Annotated in this window: 16 protein-coding genes; 6 read left to right on the top strand and 10 right to left on the bottom strand. The window is 68.9% G+C overall.

Annotation, left to right across the window (positions count from 1 at the left end):
* Positions 1 to 37: 37 nt before the first annotated feature.
* Positions 38 to 1,375: a lipase family protein gene (locus tag ACJH5R_RS06020; RefSeq protein WP_406781493.1), complete on the top strand. Its 1,338-nt coding sequence runs from the start codon at positions 38 to 40 to the stop codon at positions 1,373 to 1,375.
* On the opposite strand, the gene ACJH5R_RS06015 is transcribed toward ACJH5R_RS06020, so the two are convergent.
* Genes ACJH5R_RS06015 through bioB form a run of 3 tightly spaced genes read right to left on the bottom strand, consistent with a single transcriptional unit; the run spans position 1,341 to position 3,207 of the window.
* A complete protein-coding gene (locus ACJH5R_RS06015) occupies positions 1,341 to 1,973 on the bottom strand; it encodes a DUF2567 domain-containing protein (RefSeq protein ID WP_406756979.1) in 633 nt (210 codons plus the stop codon). The genes ACJH5R_RS06020 and ACJH5R_RS06015 overlap by 35 nt on opposite strands.
* A complete protein-coding gene (locus ACJH5R_RS06010) occupies positions 1,970 to 2,209 on the bottom strand; it encodes a hypothetical protein (RefSeq protein ID WP_406781492.1) in 240 nt (79 codons plus the stop codon). The genes ACJH5R_RS06015 and ACJH5R_RS06010 overlap by 4 nt, the downstream gene beginning before the upstream one ends.
* On the bottom strand, positions 2,209 to 3,207 hold the full coding sequence (bioB, locus tag ACJH5R_RS06005) for a biotin synthase BioB (RefSeq protein WP_406756978.1): 999 nt from the start codon (positions 3,205 to 3,207) through the stop codon (positions 2,209 to 2,211). The genes ACJH5R_RS06010 and bioB overlap by 1 nt, the downstream gene beginning before the upstream one ends.
* A 100-nt stretch (positions 3,208 to 3,307) precedes the next feature.
* On the opposite strand from bioB, the gene ACJH5R_RS06000 reads away from it, so the two are divergent.
* Positions 3,308 to 3,883: a TetR/AcrR family transcriptional regulator C-terminal domain-containing protein gene (locus ACJH5R_RS06000; protein WP_406756977.1), complete on the top strand. Its 576-nt coding sequence runs from the start codon at positions 3,308 to 3,310 to the stop codon at positions 3,881 to 3,883.
* Here ACJH5R_RS06000 and ACJH5R_RS05995 read toward each other — a convergent pair.
* Genes ACJH5R_RS05995 through ACJH5R_RS05980 form a run of 4 tightly spaced genes read right to left on the bottom strand, consistent with a single transcriptional unit; the run spans position 3,876 to position 7,553 of the window.
* Positions 3,876 to 4,382, bottom strand: a complete 507-nt coding sequence (locus tag ACJH5R_RS05995; protein ID WP_406756976.1) for a 2'-5' RNA ligase family protein — start codon at positions 4,380 to 4,382, stop codon at positions 3,876 to 3,878. The two genes, ACJH5R_RS06000 and ACJH5R_RS05995, sit on opposite strands and share 8 nt — an antisense overlap.
* 2 nt (positions 4,383 to 4,384) lie before the next feature.
* Positions 4,385 to 5,065, bottom strand: a complete 681-nt coding sequence (gene bioD, locus ACJH5R_RS05990; RefSeq protein ID WP_406756975.1) for a dethiobiotin synthase — start codon at positions 5,063 to 5,065, stop codon at positions 4,385 to 4,387.
* Positions 5,062 to 6,219, bottom strand: a complete 1,158-nt coding sequence (locus tag ACJH5R_RS05985) for an 8-amino-7-oxononanoate synthase (RefSeq protein ID WP_406756974.1) — start codon at positions 6,217 to 6,219, stop codon at positions 5,062 to 5,064. Before ACJH5R_RS05985 ends, bioD begins: the two co-directional genes overlap by 4 nt.
* A 41-nt stretch (positions 6,220 to 6,260) precedes the next feature.
* A complete protein-coding gene (locus tag ACJH5R_RS05980; RefSeq protein ID WP_406781491.1) occupies positions 6,261 to 7,553 on the bottom strand; it encodes an adenosylmethionine--8-amino-7-oxononanoate transaminase in 1,293 nt (430 codons plus the stop codon).
* Positions 7,554 to 7,710: 157 nt separating this feature from the next.
* Between ACJH5R_RS05980 and ripD the strand changes: the two genes are divergently transcribed.
* The 3 genes from ripD to glgX all read left to right on the top strand — a co-directional run bounded on the left by ripD (position 7,711) and on the right by glgX (position 12,850).
* Positions 7,711 to 8,349, top strand: coding sequence for an NlpC/P60 family peptidoglycan-binding protein RipD (ripD, locus tag ACJH5R_RS05975; protein WP_406756972.1), 639 nt, complete (start codon positions 7,711 to 7,713; stop codon positions 8,347 to 8,349).
* 71 nt (positions 8,350 to 8,420) lie between these two features.
* Positions 8,421 to 10,631 carry an acyltransferase family protein gene (locus tag ACJH5R_RS05970; protein ID WP_406756971.1) on the top strand — a complete coding sequence of 737 codons (2,211 nt, stop codon included), beginning with the start codon at positions 8,421 to 8,423 and terminating at the stop codon, positions 10,629 to 10,631.
* Between the two features lie 50 nt (positions 10,632 to 10,681).
* A complete protein-coding gene (gene glgX, locus ACJH5R_RS05965; protein WP_406756970.1) occupies positions 10,682 to 12,850 on the top strand; it encodes a glycogen debranching protein GlgX in 2,169 nt (722 codons plus the stop codon).
* Position 12,851: 1 nt separating this feature from the next.
* On the opposite strand, the gene ACJH5R_RS05960 is transcribed toward glgX, so the two are convergent.
* The 3 genes from ACJH5R_RS05960 to ACJH5R_RS05950 all read right to left on the bottom strand — a co-directional run bounded on the left by ACJH5R_RS05960 (position 12,852) and on the right by ACJH5R_RS05950 (position 16,062).
* Complete coding sequence (locus tag ACJH5R_RS05960) at positions 12,852 to 14,201, bottom strand: threonine/serine exporter ThrE family protein (RefSeq protein WP_406756969.1); 1,350 nt, start codon at positions 14,199 to 14,201, stop codon at positions 12,852 to 12,854.
* Between the two features lie 81 nt (positions 14,202 to 14,282).
* Complete coding sequence (ilvA, locus tag ACJH5R_RS05955; protein WP_406781490.1) at positions 14,283 to 15,596, bottom strand: threonine ammonia-lyase IlvA; 1,314 nt, start codon at positions 15,594 to 15,596, stop codon at positions 14,283 to 14,285.
* Between the two features lie 28 nt (positions 15,597 to 15,624).
* Positions 15,625 to 16,062: a nitroreductase family deazaflavin-dependent oxidoreductase gene (locus ACJH5R_RS05950; RefSeq protein WP_406756967.1), complete on the bottom strand. Its 438-nt coding sequence runs from the start codon at positions 16,060 to 16,062 to the stop codon at positions 15,625 to 15,627.
* A 90-nt stretch (positions 16,063 to 16,152) separates the two neighbouring features.
* Here ACJH5R_RS05950 and ACJH5R_RS05945 point away from each other — a divergent pair, with 90 nt between their 5' ends.
* Entirely contained in the window at positions 16,153 to 16,362 is a 210-nt protein-coding gene (locus tag ACJH5R_RS05945; RefSeq protein ID WP_406756966.1) for a hypothetical protein, read from the top strand.
* Positions 16,363 to 16,367 lie beyond the last annotated feature (5 nt).

Genomic DNA, 16,367 nt, shown 5'->3' with positions numbered 1-16,367 from the left:
CTGGAATCTTAACGCCTTCTTAAGCAACAATGCCGAGATGGACGTCGACAGTCTGGCCCGCGAAACTTCTGTCGAGTGGATCGGGCAGGCCCCGCACCAGCCCCTGCAATCCGGCGAACGCCCGCTGCCGGTGGCCGAGGATCCGTTCTATGAGCCACCGGCGGGCTTCCAGCACGCCGTGCCGGGCACCGTGCTGCGCTCCCGCGACGTTGAGCTGGCCTTTTTAGGTCTGATCCCGCAGCAGCTGCAGGCCACCCAGCTGCTCTACCGCAGCGTCGACCGCAACAACGTCCCGCAGGTGGCGGTGACAACCGTGGTGGTGCCCGCCGACCGGGATCGGACCCGGCCGTGTCCGATCGTGTCGTACCAGTGCGCGATCGACGCGGTGGACGGCCGGTGCTTCCCGTCCTTCGCGCTGCGCCGCCGTGCCCGCGCGCATGGGTCTTTCACCCAGCTGGAGTTCGTGCTGATCGCGGCCATCCTGTCCCAGGGCTGGGCGGTGTCGATCCCCGACCATGAGGGCCGCTTCGGCCATTGGGGGGCACCGTACGAACCCGGCTACTACGTGCTCGACGGGCTGCGCGCCGCGCTGGGCACCGAGCAGTTGGGCCTGTCCCCCGACGCCCCGGTGGGCTTGTGGGGCTATTCCGGCGGCGGCCTGTCCACGGCGTGGGCGGCCCAAGTCTGCGGCGACTACGCCCCCGACCTCAACATCGTCGGCGCCGCACTGGGCTCACCGGTGGGCGACCTGGGTAACACCCTGCAGCGGCTCAACGGCTCGTTCTGGTCCGGTCTGCCGGCCATCATGATCTCCGCGCTGGCCCGGGTGTATCCCGACCTCGACAAGGTCGTTGAGGAGCACGCCACCGTCGAAGGCCGTGCGCTGCTGCACTCGCTGGAATCGGTCACCACCGCGACCGCGGTGCTGCGCCTGCACCACCGCGCCCTGGACACCTTCATCGACCGGCCGCTGGAGCAGCTGATCGAGCACCCCGTCGTGCAGCACGTGTTCGACGACACCCGACTGGGTGGCGCGACCCCGGCCGTCCCGGTGCTGATGTTGCAGGCCATCCACGACCAGGTGATCTCCGTGGACGACATCGACACGCTCGCCGAGACCTATGCCGCCGGCGGCGTGCGGATCACCTATCACCGCGATCGGCTCAGCGAGCACGTGACGCTGCATCCGCTGTCGGCACCCATGGTGCTGGACTGGTTGCGGGACCGGTTCGCCAACCGGCCGCTGCCGCAGGCCCCGGTGAGCAGCGGATGGCCGGCGCTGCTGAACCCCAAGACCTACCTCGGATTAGTGCGCCTGGGCGTGGTCGCGAGCCGGGTCATCACCGGCGGGGCGGTGCGACGCCTTCCGCTGTGACCGCCGGCTGCGGTCGCTGCCCGGGTTCTGGCGGATAGCCGCCGAGATCGTCACGGGTGCTCCACGTGGCGCACAGGCCGTACACCAGCGCCGCGGTGGCCGCCGGCAACAGCAGTGAGGCCGCGATCTGCAGCGGGGTGTGCCCGAAGAACACCGGCGGCCCCTCGGCGACGTAGTGCACGCGGTGTTCGGGGCTCACCGGTGCGGCATCGACGTCGATGGTGCCGTATCGGCGGTGTACCAGGACGGTGCCGGTCAATACCGCCAGCGCGGCCCCGGCACTCAGACCCACCGACAGGCCCGCGATCATGCCCGGACCCCGATGCGCCCGCCACTGCCAGGCCAGGGTGGCCGCTACTACCGCCACCACGCCCAACAGGCCGAGCAGCAGGAACGGCGCGATGAAGAAGTGCTCGGCCTCATTGCCCAGATAGGCCTGCACCCGCTCCCCGCTGCGGGCGAGTGCCACCACGCCGTTGATGGGCGGGGCGACCCACGCCCACAGGGCGCCGATCGGCAGGCCGACGGCGGTCAGTCCGGCGGCGACGATCACGTACGCACGTCCCCGGGTGATCCGCGGGGCGGCGGAGGTCGTCACCGCTGCGTGTCCAGGTCGGTCGAATCCACCAGGCCGTGCCGCGAACAGGTGGCCCACCAGCCGTCCGGGCGGACTTGGACCTTCATCCGGCGCCCGCAGGAGGCGCAGAATCGCGGCGGCTCCAGGCCCAACTGGGCGGCGGTGGGCAGCGTTGCGCCGGCCGGATCATCGATCTGCACGCCGGTGTAGACGTTGTAGACGCCGGCTCCCACCGGAACGGGCAGGTCGCGGACCATCACAGGGTGGCGTTGAGTGCCTTGATCGGCATCTGCAGGTCGTCGAGCAGTTCCAGGTCGGTCTCGGCCGGCCGGCCCAGGGTGGTGAGGTAGTTGCCGACGATGATGGCGTTGATGCCGCCCAGGATGCCCTGCTTGGCGCCCAGGTCGCCCAGGGTGATCTCCCGGCCGCCGGCGAAGCGCAGCATGGTGCGCGGCAGGGCGAGGCGGAACGCGGCGACGGCCCGCAGCGCGTCGGCGGCCGGCAGCACCTCCAGATCACCGAACGGGGTGCCCGGGCGCGGGTTGAGGAAGTTCAGCGGGACTTCGTCGGGGTTCAACTCGGCCAGATCGGCGGCGAACTCCGCGCGCTGCTCCAGCGTCTCGCCCATGCCGAGGATGCCGCCGGAGCAGACCTCCATGCCGGCCTTGGCCACCATGCGCAGGGTCTCCCAGCGCTCCTCCCAGGTGTGGGTGGTGACGACGTTGGGAAAGTGCGATCGGGCGGTCTCCAAATTGTGGTTGTAGCGGTGCACGCCCATCGCGGCCAGCTTGTCCACGTGCCTCTGGGTCAGCATGCCCAGTGAACAGGCGATCTGGATGTCGACCTCGTTGCGGATGGCTTCGATACCCGCGGCGACCTGGGCGAGCAGTCGCTCGTCGGGCCCGCGTACCGCCGCGACGATGCAGAACTCGGTGGCGCCGGTCTTGGCGGTCTGCTTGGCCGCCTCGACCAGGCTGGGAATGTCCAGCCATGCGCTGCGCACGGGCGAGGAGAACAGCCCCGACTGCGAGCAGAAGTGGCAATCCTCAGGGCAGCCACCGGTTTTCAGGCTGATGATGCCCTCGACCTCGATCTCCGGGCCGCACCACCGCATCCGCACTTCGTGGGCCAACGCCAGCAGCTCATCGAGGCGCTCGTCGGGCAGCTGCAGCACCTCGAGAACCTGATCCTGACGCAACGCTTCGCCGCGCTCCAGTACCTGCTCCCGGGCCAATGCCAGGATGTCGTCGGTCATGCGCGCCGCTCCTCCTCATCGCTTCGCTCTGCATCGTCGCCGCCGCGGGTCACGCGTGCTCCCCTCAAGACTTGAACGGTGTTCAGGTTAGGCTAGCGGGGTGCAGCTGCACAAACCTGACGTGGTCGCCGCGGCCACCACCATCCTGGACGACTACGGCATCGCCGACCTGTCGATGCGCCGGCTCGCGCGCGAGCTCAACGTCAGCCCCAGCGCGCTGTACTGGCATTTCGCCAACAAGCAGCAACTATTGGGTGCGGTCGCCGACCGCGTGTTGTCTCCCGCCTGCGCCGACCCCGGTCCGGGCAGTTGGCAGTGGCGGATCCGATGCGTGGGCGAACGCCTGCGCGATGCGCTGCTGTCCCACACCGACGGCGCCGAACTGGTGTCGGCCAGCATGGCGGCAGGCCAGTCCCAGGCGGCCACCGGAATTCTGGCGCTGCTGGCAGAGTCCGCGACGGCGGCAGGCGTGCATCCCGATCAGGCCGAGCAGGTCGCCCGCACGGTCGTCTACTACGTCTTGGGGTTCACCGCCGACGAACAGTCCCGCCTGCAGTGGGACGCCGCCGGGGCCGCTGAGATCACGACCGACGCCGACCCGAGCAGCGCGTTCGCGTTCGGCCTGGGACTGCTGATCGACGGGCTGACCATGCGGGCCGGGTTAGCCATCAGCTGATCAGGTACTCGGTGCGTGCATTGCCATCCCAGCGTCGCAAGCCGATAAATCGCCCGCTGATATCGGACCGGCCGGCGATTCGCTGGGTCCGGCCCAGCTGGGCCGGACCCACCCGGCGGGCCAGCGTGGTGTGCGCCGTCCACTGGCCGGGCGCCACGTTGGGCATCGGCCCGGGTATCAGGTGGGGTGCACACAACCGATACACCTGTTCGTGCAGTTCCAGCAGTGCTGAAGTCGGCACCACCAGCCGTGCCAGCACTCCGTGCGAGCGGCCGAAGATCAGCGTCGCTCCGAGGGTGCAGTCGATCGGCAGCCGGTTGGCAACCGTGGACAGCGCGGCGTCGACCTGCGGATCGATGCGCTGGGCGACCACCAAGGTGACGTGGGGACGGGCGGCTGGGGCCTGGCTGGGCACCCCGGCGGCGGCCAGGTCGGTCCAGATCCGCCGGACCGCGGACTCGGTGTCGGCGTCGAAGACCAGCTCGATCGAGTGCACCATCGCTACCCCGCCAGGGTGCGCACCCAGTCGGTGTCGAACGCGGCGGCGCTCATAGCGGCAAACTCCGCAGCGCCCAGCCTGGCCGACCCTGCCGGTAGCACGGCGCGTACCGGCGCCTGCCGAGCCAGCGCCCCGCGATTGCTGGTGGCAGCCGGGTCGGGCTGAGCCGGCCAACTGCCGATCACCAATCCGGCGCACGACAGCCCTTGTCCGGCAAGCGATTCCAGGGTCAGCGCGGTGTGGTTGAGGGTGCCTAGGCCGGCGTCGACCACCACCAGCACAGCGGCGCCGAGGTCGACAGCCAGATCGCGCAGGGTGACGCCGTCGGCAGCGAGCTCAACCAGCAGGCCACCGGCACCTTCGACCAGGGTCAGGCGTCCCGGCCGGTCAGCGGCCCGGATCATCGCCAACAGCTCCGCCCGGGTCGGCAACGCCATTCCCGCCTGCGCGGCCGCGGCCAACGGGGCCAGCGGCGCCGGATAGCGGGCGGCGGCGAACAGTTCGGTCACACCCGACAGCCGCCCGACCTCGGCCAAGTCGTCGTCGCCGTCGGCGATGCCGGTCTGGACCGGTTTGCACACCGCCACGTCCAGGCCGGCCTGCCGGGCGGCGCCGGCCAGTGCCGCCGTGGCGATTGTTTTGCCGACCCCGGTGCCGGTGCCGGTGATGACCAGGACGGTCATGACGAGCGGGCGGGGTGCTCGCGAAGCACGTCACGCAGCACCCGTCGCGCCAGCTCCAGATCGTCGGCGGTCAGCGACGCCCGCGCGGTCAACCGCAGCCGCGACGTGCCCGCCGGCACGGTGGGCGGCCGGAAACAGCCCACCCGCACCCCGGCATCCAGGCAGTCGCTCGCCGCGGCCACCGCCACCTCGGCGTCCCCGAGAATGACCGAGACCACCGCGGATTCTGGCTGGTGGGCCAGCCCGCAGATCTGCGCCAGCACGCCGGCGTGCCGCAAGACGTCGGCGGCGCGGGACGGCTCGGCGACCAGCACATCCAGGGCGGCCGATGCGGCGCCGAGTGCCGCCGGCGCCAGACCGGTGTCGAAGATGAATGTGCGGGCGGCGTCGATGAGATGGTCGCGAACCTCGACCGGCCCCAGCACCGCGCCGCCCTGACTGCCCAGGGCCTTGGACAACGTCGTGGTGATCACCACATCGGGCGCCCCGGCCAGCCCGACCTCGTGCACCAGCCCGCGGCCCCCGTCGCCGCGCACGCCCAGCGCGTGTGCCTCATCGACGATCAGCAATGCGCCGTAGCGGCGGCACACCTCGTGCAGCTGCCGCAGCGGCGCCAGCGCCCCATCGGTACTGAACACCGACTCGGTGAGAACCACCGCGCGTTCCTCGGTTCGGCCGGCCAGTGCGGCGGCCACCGCGTCCACGTCGCGGTGCTCGGTGACGACGACCCGCGCCCGCGACAGCCGGCAGGCGTCCACCAGCGATGCGTGACAGTAGGTGTCGGACACCAGCAGTGCACCGGGCCCGGACAGGCTCACCACCGCGCCGAGGTTGGCGGTGTAGCCGGAGGAGAACACCAAACCCGCTGGCGCACCGACGAAGTCGGCCAGTTTCTGTTCGAACTGCTGATGCAGTTCGGTGTTGCCGGTCACCAGGCGCGATCCCCCGGCGCCGCCGCCCCAGGTCTGCAGCGCCTCGACACCGCCGGCGACGACAGCCGGGTGGGTGGCCAGGCCGAGGTAGTCGTTGGACGCCAGGTCCAGTTCGGTGGCCACGACGGGCCGCACCCGCAGGGAACGGCGCAGGCCGGCCTGACGGCGCCGCTGCTCCACCTCGGCCAACCAGGCCAGTGGCGACACATCGGTGCGGGTCACGCGGCGCTCCCTGTGCGGTCTCGAGTCGACTTGAACACTGTTCAGGCTAAGGCATGCACGACGCCCACCATCGCACCGCCGATCCGGTCGATCTCCTCGGGCGTGCAGACATACGGCGGCATCGCATAGACCAGGTTGCGGAACGGGCGCAGCCACACCCCGTGGTCCAGCGCGGCTTGCGTGGCAACGGCCATGTCGACCGGCCCGCGGCATTCGATCACGCCGATGGCGCCGCAGACCCGGACATCGGCGACTCCGGGCAGCTCACGCGCGGGTTCCAGTGCCGTGGTCAACCCGGCGCCGATCGCAGCGACCATCGCGCGCCAGTCCTGGCTCAGCAACAGCTCGATGCTGGCAACCGAGACCGCGCAGGCCAGCGGGTTCGCCATGAACGTCGGCCCGTGCATCAGTGCACCGGCCTCGCCGCCGCTGATCGTGTGGGCGATCTCGGAGCTGCACAGGGTGGCGGCCAGGCTGAGGTAGCCGCCGGTCAGGGCCTTGCCGACGCACATGATGTCGGGGCTCACGCCCACGTGGTCGGCGGCGAAGAGCTCACCGGTGCGGCCGAAGCCGGTGGCGATCTCGTCGAAGATCAGCAGCACGCCATGGCGGGTGCAGGACTCGCGCAGGTCCGCCAGGTAACGGGGATCGTGAAAGCGCATACCCCCGGCGCCCTGTACCACCGGCTCCACGACCACGGCCGCCACCTCATCGCGGTGTTGCCGAAGCTGCGCCTCGAATGCGGCACTGTAGGCCGGGTCGTAGTCGCGGGGCACCTGCGGGGCGAACAGCTGGGCCGCCAAGACGTCACGCCACAGCGAGTGCATGCCCCCGTCGGGGTCGCAGATGCTCATCGGGGTGAAGGTGTCGCCGTGATAGCCACCGCGCCACGTCATCAGCCGATGTTTGGCGCCGCGGCCGCGAGCGCGCCAGTACTGCAGCGCCATCTTGACCGCGACCTCCACCGACACCGAACCCGAGTCGGAGAAGAACACCGTGTCCAGGCCTGCCGGGGTGATCTCCACCAGCAGCTGCGCCAGTCGTGCGGCGGGTTCGTGGGTGAGCCCGCCGAACATGACGTGGCTCATGGTGCCCACCTGCGCCGTGAGCGCGGCGTCCAAATCGGGGTGGCCGTGCCCGTGAATCGCAGCCCACCACGAGCTCATCGCGTCCAGCACATCGACCGGCGCATCGTCGCGGGCCAGGGTCAGGTACGCACCCCGGGCGCCCAACGCAACCGTCGGCGCAAGCGAATGCCCGCCGATCGTGCTGTAGGGGTGCCACAGGTGTGCGGCGTCGATGGCGCTGATCTGGTCGGGACTCAACGCGGGCATGCCTGACGACAGTAGTGGCCGCCGGCATAACCGTTGGGTCACAGGTTGCGCAATTTCTCTTCCGCGACGGCTGACGGGGCGTAAGCGCCGGTAGTCTCTGTGACAGAAGTGACGAGTGATACTGCCGTGAATATCGGCTGAGAAGGGGGTTGTCCCAATGAAACGCGTCTGCGCTACTGCGATCGCATTGACGGCGGCCCTGGCCCCGGCGCTGAGTGCCGCGCCCGCCTACGCCGACCCGCTGTCGCAGACCGGTCAGAACCAGCTCGTCGAGCGCGTGATTCAGCGTGCGCTGTCACAGCGCGGCGTGCCCTTCGTCTACGGCGGCGGTGACGTCAACGGGCCCACCAACAGCGCGCGTGCCCGGGCCGCCACCACCCGCAGCTCGTTGACCGACATCACCGGCCGCGCCAGCCTCCCGAGCACCCCCGGCAATCCCCTGCTGCCGGGAAGCGTCACCCCGGGCCTGCCGGGCACGGCGCTGGCTCCCACCGAGGGCATCCCCGACACCACCACCGTCGGTTTCGACGCATCCGGTCTGATCCAGTACGCGTTCGCCGGTGCCGGCATCAGGATGCCGCGCACCTCCGGTGAGCAGTGCAGCGTCGGCCAGAAGGTCCCGCCCGCCCAGGCCCGTCCCGGCGACCTGCTGTGCTACGGCCCCGGCGGAACCCAGAGCGTCGCGCTGTACCTGGGCAACAACCAGATGATCGAGGGCACCAGCCCCGCGGTCTCGGTCTCACCGGCGCGCACCTCCAACATGGTCCCCTACCTGACCCGGGTGCTCAGCTCCTGACCGACTCGGTCGACGTCACAACGCGCAGAATGCGGTTTCTCCAGGCAGGTTAGGTAGATTGTCGGGCGATCATGATTGCCCTGTCCCCGCCTCGACCGGCGGTAACACCTGTTGCGGAACCCGCATCCGGGTCGGTTCCGACCTCCGGGTCGGCCACCGTGTTGGGTACCCGCAAGGAGGGCTTCTACCGCCACGACCTTGATGGCCTACGCGGGGTCGCCATCGCATTGGTGGCGGTGTTCCACGTGTGGTTCGGGCGGGTGTCCGGCGGCGTGGACGTCTTCCTGGCGCTCTCGGGTTTCTTCTTCGGCGGCAAACTGCTGCGAGTCGCGCTGAACCCGACCTCGTCGCTCTCGCCGATCCCCGACCTGGTCCGTCTGGTCCGCCGTCTGCTCCCCGCGCTGGTGGTCGTGCTGGCCGCCTGCGCGTTGCTGACCATCTGGATTCAGCCGCAGACCCGGTGGGAGACGTTCGCCGACCAGAGCCTGGCCAGCCTCGGCTACTACCAGAACTGGGAATTGGCGCGCAGTGCCGCCGATTACCTGCAGGCCGGTGAGGCAGTCAGCCCGCTGCAGCACATCTGGTCGATGTCGGTACAGGGCCAGTTCTACTTGAGCTTCCTGCTGCTGGTGTTCGGCTTCGCATTCCTGTTCCGCAAGGTGCTCGGCAAGCACCTGCGGGCCGCGTTCGTCGTGCTGCTCACGGCGCTGACGGTGGCCTCGTTCTGGTATGCGATCGTCGCGCACCAGGCCAATCAGTCGCTGGCCTACTACAACAGCTTCGCCCGCGCCTGGGAGTTGCTGATCGGCGCCCTCGTCGGCGCTCTGGTCCCCTACATCCGCTGGCCGATGTGGCTGCGAACCGCCGTTGCCACGGTGGCGCTGGCGGCGATCCTGAGTTGCGGGGCACTGATCGAGGGAGTGCGGGAGTTCCCCGGCCCGTGGGCGCTGGTCCCGGTCGGCGCCACGGTGGCGTTCATCCTGGCCGGGGCCAACCGCCAAGCCCGCTCGAGTACCAGCGCCAAACTGCCGTGGCCCAATCGGTGGCTGGCGGCGGCGCCGCTGGTGACGCTCGGCTCGATGGCCTACTCGTTGTACCTGTGGCACTGGCCGCTGCTGATCTTCTGGCTGTCCTACAGCGGGCATCGGCACGCAAGCCTGCTGGACGGGGCCGTGATCCTGTTGGTGTCGGGCGTGTTGGCCTATCTGACCACGCGGTTCGTCGAGGATCCGCTGCGCTACCGCAAGCCGGCCGGCCAGGCCGCTGCGCCGGTGGTGCGCCCGCGGTGGCGCAAGCCCGCGGCCGGCTGGTGGCGGCGCCCGACGTCGGTGCTGGGCTCGACGGTGGTGCTGCTGGGGGTGGCACTGACGGCGACGTCATTCTCCTGGCGCGAACATGTCACCGTGCAGCGTGCCAGCGGCACCGAGCTGGTCAAGCTCAGCAAGGATGACTACCCCGGCGCCCGCGCGCTGCTGAAGCACAAGCGGGTGCCCAAACTTCGGATGCGGCCCACCATCCTGGAGGCCAAGAAGGACCTGCCGCGCTCCACCCGGGACGGTTGTATCAGCACCTTCACCAATCCGGACCTGATCAACTGCACCTACGGCGACCAGGAGGCGACCCGGACCGTCGCACTGGCCGGCGGATCGCACGCCGAACACTGGCTGCCCGCGTTGGACATCCTCGGCCAGCGGCACCACTTCAAGGTGGTCACCTACCTCAAGATGGGCTGTCCGCTGTCCACCGAGAAGGTCCCGCTGATCATGGGCAACAACGCCCCCTACCCGCAGTGCTACCAGTGGGTGGGCAAGACGATGGACAAGTTGATCGCCGACCACCCGGACTTCGTGTTCACCACCGCCACCCGGCCGTGGAACATCAAACCGGGCGACGTGATGCCCGGAACCTATATCGGGATCTGGAAGCAGCTGTCGGACAACCACATTCCCATCCTGGGAGTCCGCGACACCCCGTGGCTGGTGCGCGACGGCGACCCGTTCCAGCCGGCGGACTGCCTGGCCTCCGGCGGTGACGCGGAATCCTGCGGCATCAAGCGTTCCGAAGTCCTCGTCGAGCGCAATCCCACCCTGGACTTCGTCGGCAAGTTCCCGCTGCTCAAGCCGTTGGACCTCTCCGACGCCGTCTGCGACAAAGAGATCTGCCGCGCGGTCGAAGGGAACGTGCTGGTCTACCACGACTCTCATCACCTGTCGGCGACCTACATGCGCACCATGACCGGCGAGCTCGGTCGGCAGATGGGTGCGGCCACCGGCTGGTGGTGAACCCGGCCATGCTCGACGGCGGATGCCGAGAAAGCGGATAAAGTCGAGCAGTGTCGTCGGCTGAGTCGGGGTCCGAGCCCACACCGGAGCCGTCCGCGCCCGCGGTCTGGCCCGGAAACAGCTATCCGCTGGGCGCGGTGTACGACGGAGCCGGCACCAACTTCGCGGTGTTCTCCGAGGTCGCCGAGCGCGTCGAACTCTGCCTGATCGACGAGGGCAACCACACCGAGACCCGGATCGGCCTCGATGAGGTGGACGGCTACGTCTGGCACGCCTACCTGCCCGGTATCGGCCCCGGCCAGCACTACGGCTTTCGGGTGCACGGACCGTTCAACCCCGCCGCAGGCCAGCGCTGCGACCCCAGCAAGCTGTTGCTGGACCCGTACGGGAAGGCCTTTCACGGCGCCTTCGACTTCGGTCCGCAGCTGTTCTCCTACGACCTGGCGGACCCCGACAACGGTGCCGATCCCCCGGCACTCGACTCGTTGGGCCACACCATGACCAGCGTGGTGATCAACCCCTACTTCGACTGGGCGGCCGACCGCTCACCGCGCACCCCGTATCACCGGACGATCATCTACGAGGCGCACGTCAAAGGCATGACCGCGACCCATCCGGGCATTCCGGCCGAGCTACGCGGCACCTACGCCGGGCTGGCGCATCCGGTGATCATCGAGCACCTCAAGTCGCTGAACGTCACGGCCATCGAGTTGATGCCGGTCCACCAGTTCCTGCACGACCAGCGACTGCTGGAGCTGGGGCTGCGGAACTACTGGGGGTACAACACCTTCGGGTTCTTCGCGCCGCACAACGACTACGCGGCAAATCGCCAGGCCGGCGGGGCGGTGGCCGAGTTCAAGGCGATGGTGCGGGCGTTCCACCAGGCCGGCATCGAGGTGATCCTCGACGTGGTCTACAACCACACCGCCGAAGGCAACCACCTGGGCCCCACCCTCAACTTCCGCGGCATGGACAACGCCGCCTACTACCGGCTCGACGAAGACGATCCGCGGCACTACACCGACTACACCGGCACCGGCAACAGTCTCAATGCCCGGCATCCGCACACCCTGCAGCTGATCATGGACTCGTTGCGCTACTGGGTGACCGAGATGCACGTGGACGGCTTCCGTTTCGACCTGGCCTCCACGCTGGCCCGGGAACTGCACGATGTCGACCGGCTGTCCGCGTTCTTCGATCTGGTGCAACAGGATCCGGTGGTCAGCCAGGTGAAGCTGATTGCCGAGCCCTGGGACGTCGGCGAAGGCGGCTATCAGGTGGGCAACTTCCCCGGGCTGTGGACGGAATGGAATGGCAAGTACCGCGACACGGTGCGCGACTACTGGCGTGGTGAGCCGGAGACGCTCGGCGAGTTCGCCTCCCGGCTGACCGGCTCCTCGGACCTCTACGAGGCGACCGGGCGGCGTCCCAGCGCGAGCATCAACTTCGTCACCTGCCACGATGGTTTCACGCTGGCGGACCTGGTGTCCTACAACGAGAAACACAACGAAGCCAACGGCGAGGACAACCGCGACGGCGAGAGCCACAACCGGTCGTGGAACTGCGGTGTCGAGGGCCCGACCGACGACCTCGAGATCCTGGCGTTGCGGGCCCACCAGGTCCGCAACATCATGGCCACCCTGCTGATCAGCCAGGGCACCCCGATGATCTTGAACGGCGATGAGATGGGCCGCTCCCAGCAGGGCAACAACAACGCCTACTGTCAGGACTCCGAGCTGTCCTGGATGGACTGGACGCTGGTTGAGAGCAACGCTGACCGGCTCGCCTTCACCCAGGCACTGACCACGCTGCGCACCGCGCATCCGGTGTTCCGCCGGCGCCGTTTCTTCGAGGGCCGGCCGATCCGCGGCGGCGACGAGGTGCGTGACATCGCCTGGCTCACACCGGCCGGAGACGAGATGACGCAGCAGGACTGGGACAGCGAATTCGGCAGATGTGTCATGGTTTTCCTCAACGGTGAGGCACTGCCCGAACCGGATGAGCGCGGGCAGCGGATCATCGACGACTCATTTCTGCTGTGCTTCAACGCCGGTGAGGCACCAGTGGACTTCGTCACGCCCAATACCGACTACGCGCAGGTCTGGTCCGCGGTGATCGACACCGCCCATCCGGCCGGCAGCACCGACCTGGTGGTCGACGCCGGCCAGGCCGTGACGGTGACGGGACGCTCGCTGACCATCCTGCGCAAGAGCAGCTGAGCTAGGCCGCCCGGCGCCCGAAGTAGCGGATGCCGGCCAGCTGCGGGATGCGGTACGGGCTGCGGATGCGACGCGTCGCCTGTGGGCGACCGCGCGAGTGATAGCGACTCAGTTCGCGCCGCACCGAGGGCGCCAACAGCGGCCCCAACACCGCGCCCGCACCGAGTGCCAGGGCAAGCCCGGCCGCCAGCCCGAGTGAACCTCCGGCATTCGGTTGCCCGTTGACCAGTTGCACGAAGCCCCGGAACAGAGTCAGTCCGGGGACCAGCGGGATGATGCCCGCCATGATGATCACCAGCGGCGTGACCCGCAGCCGCGGCGCGAGGAGGGTGCCCACCAGGCCGGTCGCGGCGGCGGCCACGAACGAGCTCACGATCGGATTGGCTTGCACCAGTTGCAGTCCGAAGAACAGCAGCGTGGCGGTTGCCCCGGCAAGACCAGCCGCCAGGGCCGCCTTGAGCTGCGCATAGCCCGCGATCGCGGCGGCCGCGGCGCCGGTGGCGCCCGCCAACAGGTACACCGGAACGCTGAGCACCGCGACCGGCATTTCGGGACTGACCCGAACTTGCACACCGAACGCCCCGCCGATCCGCACCGCGATCGAGACGCCGACCAGGATGCCGACCGACATGAGCAGGATGTCCATTCCCCGAGAGACGGCCGTCAGTTGGTAGCCGGTGATGGCGTCCTGCACGGAGCCGACGGTAGCCAACCCGGACAACAACACCACGATGTTGGCGGCCACCACCGGTGATACCGGGGTCCCGGCGGGCAGCCAGCCGACCGCGTGCACGCCGATCGCGACCCCGGTGGCCACCGCGGCGGCGACGACCTGCTGGAACAGCAGTGGCAGCTGCCATCCGTTGAGTACGCGGCCAATCCGGTCGATCAAGGCGGTGGTGACCGCCGAGATCAGGGCCACCAGCGGCCCGGCGCCGATCAGTACCGCGAAGCCACCTGCCATGACCGCCCAGCCGACGGTGGCCACCCAGCGGGGATAGGGATGATTGGCCCGACTCACGACGTCCAGCTGCTGTTGCACCCACTCGGGATCGGGCGTCGTGTTCACGACGCGCTGGGCGAGATCGGTGGCCAGCTGCAGCCGGGTGTAATCCAGTGAACGCGACGGCACCAGATACATCGCGGTGACCGGGGCGCCCGGAACGCCGCGGGGCACCGAGACGCGGATCGAGTTGCCCATGATGTCGACCTGGGTCTGCGGCAGCCCGTAGGCGGTGGCGATGGCGAGCATGCTCGAGGCGACGTCGGCGGTGCCCGCCTGTGAGCCCAAGAGCAGCTGCCCGAATCGCAGAGCGACATCGAGAACTCGTCGGACGTCGGTTTCATCCATGCGCAGTGTTTCCGTTGACGGCATGACCGTCGGCTACCCGTTCGGCGCCCGGAGCTCACCTGCTGTGGCGGATCCCGCGTTTCAGAGCAGGTAGCGATATGCCGGAGAGCCGGGCTCCAGGGGCTCGACGTGGATCTCCGAGGTACGCATGCGGTCCAGCAGTCCGTCGAGATCGGCAGCCGACCCCAGTTGCACGCCGACCAGGGCTTCACCGGTCTCGCGGTTGTTGCGTTTGACGTACTCGAACAGGGTGACGTCGTCGCTGGGCCCGAGGACCTCGTCGAGGAAGCGCCGCAGAGCGCCGGGCTCCTGGGGAAAGTCGACCAGGAAGTAGTGCTTGAGGCCCAGATGCACCAGCGAGCGCTCCAGGATCTCGCCGTACCGGGAGACGTCGTTGTTGCCCCCGGAGATCAGGCACACCACCGTCGAGCCCGGGGCGACTTCGGCCTCCAGCAGGGCCGCGACCGACAGGGCGCCCGCCGGCTCGGCGATGATCCCCTCGTTCTGGTACAGGTCGAGCATCGCGGTGCAGACCGCACCTTCATCGACGGTGGTCACCGACACCATGTCGCCGGCCCCGGACAGCACTTCGTACGGCAACGCCCCGGCGCGCCGCACGGCCGCACCGTCGACGAATTGGTCGACGTGATCGAGGCTGACCAGCTCCCCGGCGGCCAGCGCGGCCATCATCGAGGCGGCTCCGGCCGGCTCCACGCCCAGAACGGCGCTCTTGGTGGTCCGCTCGGCCAGGTAGGTCGTGATACCCGAGATGCAGCCGCCGCCGCCGACCGGCACCACCACCAGATCCGGTTCGGTCTCGAGCTGGTCAAGTATCTCCACCGCGATGGTGCCCTGGCCGGCCATGGTCCGCAGGTCGTCGTAGGGCGGCACCAGCGTCGCGCCGGTGCGAGCGACATCGGCCAGGGCCGCCTCCGCAGCCAGGTCGTAGGTCGCGCCGCCGACGATCAGCTCGATGAACTCGCCGCCGTGATAGCGGATGCGGTCACGCTTCTGCTTCGGGGTCTTGGCCGGCACATAGACCCGGCCGTGAACACCCAGCGACCGGCAGGCGTAGGCGAAGCCCTGTGCGTGATTACCGGCCGACGAACACACCACGCCGGCGGCCAGCTCGGATTCGCTGAGCTGGACCAGCAGGTTGTAGGCACCACGCAGCTTGTAGGAACGCACCGACTGCAGGTCTTCGCGCTTGAGGTAGACGCTCGCGCCGGTCAGCTCCGAGAGCCGGTCGCTGTACTGCAGCGGGGTGGGGGCGACCACGCCGGCGATCCGCTTGGCCGCCGCGTCAATGTCGGCCGCGGTCAACGGCCCCTTCAACGGGCCCTGCGAGGGGCCGGAATGGGAGCCACTTCGGTTCTGGCGCAGTTCGGCGGACACCGCAATATGGTGTCACCCAGTAGGGTGTTCAGCCCACCGGGGTCAGCACGAACACCGGAATCTGTCGATCGGTCTTCTCCTGATACTCGGCGTAGTACGGGAAGGCGTCGACGGCGCGTTCCCACCATTGCGCCTTCTCTTCGCCGAATACCTCGCGGGCGTCGTAATCGCCGCTGACGGGTCCGTCCTGCAGCTCGACGCGCGGGTTCGCGGCGACGTTGTAGTACCAGACCGGGTTCTGCGGGGCCCCGCCCAGCGACGCGACGATCGCGTACTCACCGTCGTGTTCCACCCGCATCAGCGGGATCTTGCGCAATTTGCCGGTTTTGGCGCCGACCGTGGTCAACAGCACGACCGGCTTGCCCTTCATCTCGATGCCCTCGGTGCCACCGGACTCCATGTACTTCTCGGCGTTCTCGCGTGACCAATCCAACGGGCTGGGTGCATATTCTCCGCTCAGAGGCATGCAGCCAGCGTAGTCCCGTGACACGACATAACAATCCGACCTGCAGATTTCGGCTGGCCTAACAATTGGTTATCGCGTACCGTTAAAGTCATGACCACCGCCGAGCTCCTCGGGCAGCAAGTGCCCATCGCCGGCGTGCCCTGGCCGGCCTACAAGTTGGTTGCGCTGGCCACGGGCTTGGTCGCCCTGCTGATCGTCGGCGCCGTGACGTCCAGCGCCGCAGCCGCGGTTCTGACCGCCGCAGGTCTCTGCTCCGCCGTGTGGCTGGTGCTGGGCGCGCAACGTCCTTCGCGCCGCTGAGCGCA

Source organism: Mycobacterium sp. SMC-19 (assembly GCF_045310815.1).
Taxonomy (GTDB): Bacteria; Actinomycetota; Actinomycetes; order Mycobacteriales; family Mycobacteriaceae; genus Mycobacterium.
This window is presented reverse-complemented; position numbering and strand designations above follow the sequence as displayed.

What these genes read in the sequence shown, in the direction of transcription:
- ACJH5R_RS06010 (WP_406781492.1), bottom strand. Translation starts at nt 2,209, where the DNA reads ATGGTCCGCGACCTGCCCGTTCCGGTGGGAGCCGGCGTCTACAACGTC.
- bioD (WP_406756975.1), bottom strand. Translation starts at nt 5,065, where the DNA reads ATGACCGTCCTGGTCATCACCGGCACCGGCACCGGGGTCGGCAAAACA.
- ACJH5R_RS05970 (WP_406756971.1), top strand. Translation starts at nt 8,421, where the DNA reads ATGATTGCCCTGTCCCCGCCTCGACCGGCGGTAACACCTGTTGCGGAA.
- ACJH5R_RS05995 (WP_406756976.1), bottom strand. Translation starts at nt 4,382, where the DNA reads ATGGTGCACTCGATCGAGCTGGTCTTCGACGCCGACACCGAGTCCGCG.
- ACJH5R_RS05980 (WP_406781491.1), bottom strand. Translation starts at nt 7,553, where the DNA reads ATGCCCGCGTTGAGTCCCGACCAGATCAGCGCCATCGACGCCGCACAC.
- ACJH5R_RS05950 (WP_406756967.1), bottom strand. Translation starts at nt 16,062, where the DNA reads ATGCCTCTGAGCGGAGAATATGCACCCAGCCCGTTGGATTGGTCACGC.
- ACJH5R_RS06020 (WP_406781493.1), top strand. Translation starts at nt 38, where the DNA reads ATGGACGTCGACAGTCTGGCCCGCGAAACTTCTGTCGAGTGGATCGGG.
- bioB (WP_406756978.1), bottom strand. Translation starts at nt 3,207, where the DNA reads ATGACCGACGACATCCTGGCATTGGCCCGGGAGCAGGTACTGGAGCGC.
- ripD (WP_406756972.1), top strand. Translation starts at nt 7,711, where the DNA reads ATGAAACGCGTCTGCGCTACTGCGATCGCATTGACGGCGGCCCTGGCC.
- ACJH5R_RS05960 (WP_406756969.1), bottom strand. Translation starts at nt 14,201, where the DNA reads ATGGATGAAACCGACGTCCGACGAGTTCTCGATGTCGCTCTGCGATTC.
- ACJH5R_RS05945 (WP_406756966.1), top strand. Translation starts at nt 16,153, where the DNA reads ATGACCACCGCCGAGCTCCTCGGGCAGCAAGTGCCCATCGCCGGCGTG.